3 protein-coding genes are annotated in these 3,430 nt (G+C 68.7%); 1 reads left to right on the forward strand and 2 read right to left on the reverse strand.

Going from position 1 to position 3,430, the window contains the following annotated elements; translation table 11 throughout:
• A partial coding sequence (locus tag ACRDP3_RS14865) for a DUF3052 domain-containing protein (RefSeq protein WP_431517409.1) occupies positions 1-338 on the forward strand: 338 nt, incomplete at its 5' end.
• 92 nt (positions 339-430) lie between these two features.
• Here the strand turns inward: ACRDP3_RS14865 and ACRDP3_RS14870 are convergent.
• Entirely contained in the window at positions 431-2,098 is a 1,668-nt protein-coding gene (locus ACRDP3_RS14870; RefSeq protein WP_431517410.1) for an IS1182 family transposase, read from the reverse strand.
• Positions 2,099-2,255: 157 nt separating this feature from the next.
• Positions 2,256-2,645 carry a lamin tail domain-containing protein gene (locus ACRDP3_RS14875; protein WP_431517411.1) on the reverse strand — a complete coding sequence of 130 codons (390 nt, stop codon included), beginning with the start codon at positions 2,643-2,645 and terminating at the stop codon, positions 2,256-2,258.
• Positions 2,646-3,430 lie beyond the last annotated feature (785 nt).

The following is a 3,430-nucleotide window of genomic DNA, read 5'->3' on the forward strand; positions in this document are numbered from 1 at the left end:
CCGAGCAGGCACTCCGTGAGGGAATCGAGGCCATCACGGGTACGGAGCTCGTCGACGAGGACCATGACGACGTGGCCGATGCCGTGATGCTGTGGTTCCGCGAGGAGGACGGCGACCTGACGGACGCGCTGGTGGACGCCACCACGATGATCGACGCGGGTTCTCCGGTCTGGCTGATGACGCCCAAGACGGGCCGTGACGGCTACGTCGAGCCGAGCGAGATCGGCGAGGCGGCACAGACCGCCGGGCTTGCCCAGACCAGCACTGTCAACGCGGGCAAGGACTGGAGTGGCAGCCGTCTGGTCACGCCCAAGGCCGCTCGCTCCGGCAAGCGGTAAGGACCGCCCGGACGGACAGGCGAAGGAGACGTGGCGGGTGGGCCCCCGTCGGCCGGAACCGGCGACGCTGTTGGTTTATTCGGGGGTGGCTTTTACTCGGCCCTGCTGAGCTTTGGCTCGGTGGGGCCGAGTGCTGCGAAGTGGCTGGTGCGGGTGCGGGCTCGTGGTGTGCTGGTGAGGTGGGCGTCGATGCGGGCGAGGTTGATGGCGGCGCCGGTGAGCTGGTGCTGGAGGCTGGTCTTCGCGAGGCCGCGGTAGCGGGATCTGCGCAGGCCGCAGCGTTGGACGCCCTGGGAGATGGTGCCCTCCACGCCGGCGCGGGTCTTGTAGCGGTCCTTCCAGGTGTCGGTGTCCTGGTCGGCGCGGGCCTGGCGGAGGGCTTCGTGTTCTTCACGGGGCCGCAGGGTCAGGCGGCGGCCGAGGCTGGAAGTGGTGCACTGTTCGCGGACCGGGCAGGGCCGGCACTGCCCGCCGTTGAAGCGGACCCGGACCACCGGGGTGCCTTCGGGTGAGCGGTCGGGGTTCCAGCGAGTGGTCGTCTTCCCGCCGGGACAGGTGACCTGCTGATTGTCCCAGTCGATGGTGAAGTCGTCGCCGGTGAACCCGTTGTTGGCGGCCATCTGGTGGCTGACGACGCCGGCGACCGGTCCGGTGAGCGTGATGCCGTGGTCGCGGCGGGCCTTCACGAGCAGATGCGCGTCGACGTATCCGGCGTCGACCAGGTGCTCGCCGGGCAGACGGCCCGCTGCGGCGAGCTGTGCGTGGACGGTGTCGGTCATCGAGATGTCGGGCACGGTCGCGACGGTGGTGGCCACGTTCGTGATCAGGTTCGGGATGTCCGGCTCGCAGGTCTCGGTGAGGTGGACCTTGTAGCCGTCCCATAAGGTGTCCCGCTTGACGCTGCCGCGTGCCTCGGTGTCATACGGAGTGACCAGGCGCGTCGCGCCCGGCGGCCGGTCTTTTGGGTCCCGGCGCCTCACCTCGCCCTCCACCTGGTGGAAGTACTGGACCCATACCTGCCGCAGGGTTTCCACCCGTTCCAGCGCCCGTAGTCCCCCGGGTGCCCCGGGCGAGAAGACGGCTTCCAGCAGCCGCGTCCCGTCCATCCCGATCCGCAGGCCCATCCCGTCCCGCTTGGCGCGGGACTTGGGGAAGCGGGTGTCCTCGGCTCTGGTCGCGTAGTGCCGGAACCAGTCCGGCCCGGCGACGGCTCGCAGCCAGTCGGGGGCGGCCAGGGCGATCTCGTTGAGCGCCGACCGCAGTGTCTCCGCGACCAGCTCCAACCAGCACAGTTCCCGGGCCGACGACAGCACATGCGTGGAGTCGGTCCTTGCCCGGCCCGCGGTCTTCACCAGCCCCTTGCCCCCGGCCGCGGCCAGGATGCCGTCCAGCACCCGACGCCCGGCCTCCGCCTCCACCAAGCGGTCCCGGAACTCCGAGAGCACCGAGAAGTCGAACCCGGGGTCATCGAGGTCCAGGCCCAGGGCGTACTTGAAGTCGATCCTCGCGCGGACCGCTTCCGCCGCCTGGCGGTCGGTGAGCCCCTCCACGAACTGCAACACCAGCACGAGCGCCAACCGGCCCGGTGACCAGGCAGGTTTCCCCCGCGAAGGGAACAGGTCCGCGAACTCCTCGTCGCTGAACATCGGTCCCAGCTCGTCCCGGACCCGGATCGCCAGGCTCCCCTTCGGAAACGCGGCCCGCGCCACCCGGACTGTCTCCACCGGGATCACGACCGGCTCCTTCGGCTGCATCGACATCGACACCCACCTCACACAACAACGTCGGCCTTCAAGACCACAACCGGGTCTTAAAGGCCGACGTCACGCGAACCCCCGAATAAACCAACAGCGTCAGCGAACTTGGCGGGGGCTCCGTCACGTCACGCCGCGCCCCGACCGGGGGCGCAGGCCTGCCTCAGCACATCTTGTAGTTGGCGATGCTTGAGTTGTACGAGCAGGAGTCCCACAGTGTCCCGGCAGCCGTGTACAGGCTGGCCTTGTCGCTGGTGTTGTTCCACACGTACGCCGCGCAGCCCTGGTACAGGTTGCCGGGGGACTGGGTCCCCTTGCCCGTGTGGACCTTCACCGTCTTCCCCGCGCTGATCTTGTACGAGGGGAACGTGTACTTGTGCCCGGACGCGTCCCGGAGCGTGTAGCCCTTCATCTGGAACGGCGCACTGGTGGTGTTGCGGACCTGCACGTACTCGGCGTTCAGTGACGTGTTGCTGCCGCGGTCACTGCCGGGACTGTCGTAGTAGATCTTGTACAGGTGGACGGAGCCGGCGGCCTGGGCCTGGGCGGGCAGGAGGGTGACGCCGAGTGCTGCGGCGAGGTGGCCGCGGCGGTGTTGGCGATGGTGCGGCTGCGCATATGGGTGTCCTTGTTTTTCGGGCCGGGTGCCCCCTCATGGGCCCCGGTGAGCGTTCAGGATATGTATGTCCTGTTCGACAGCATGTGGGCTGTTACGGAACAGGGACATTCAGAACAGTGCGGCATGTACCGGTAGTTGGCTGGCGTTGCTGCGCGGGCTTATGCGGCGGCGGGGTCGGGGGGCGGGCCCAGCCGCAGCGGGGTGCAGTGCAGCGTACGGACGGCGGTCTGCCGTCTCCGCCTTCGATGCGGAGCGTGCCGCGGCCGTGGGGACAGGGTTCGCTGATGGTCGGGAGCGGCGTGCCATGTCGAGAGCCCGTTCGACGCAGTAGGCGGTCGTCTGGGCAACTGCGGTAATGCGGTCGAGGTGGAGCGGGTTGAAGGGCCGGAAGGGGCTGGGCGCCTTGTCGAGGCGGTGGGCGAGCCACACGGCGGCGTGCGGCGCTGTGCGGGTGGGGTGGGTGGTGTAGTGCCAGCGTCGGGGGTCGGCTTGGTCTTGTCGGGGCGCGGTGATTATCACGGCGTGATAATCACCGCGTGTCTCAGGCACCGGCGGCATGCAAGTAGGGCCCGACCATGTGGTCTGGGCCGTTCACCCCTTCGGCATGTGGGAGGACCCCGCCGACGACGAACGCGGAAAACAGTGGGCCCGCGCCACCCGCACCGACCTCCAGTCCTGGTCCAGCGGAGCGGTCTATCTCAACTTCATCCGGTCAGGAA

Source organism: Streptomyces sp., assembly GCF_050698815.1.
Classification (GTDB): domain Bacteria; phylum Actinomycetota; class Actinomycetes; order Streptomycetales; family Streptomycetaceae; genus Streptomyces.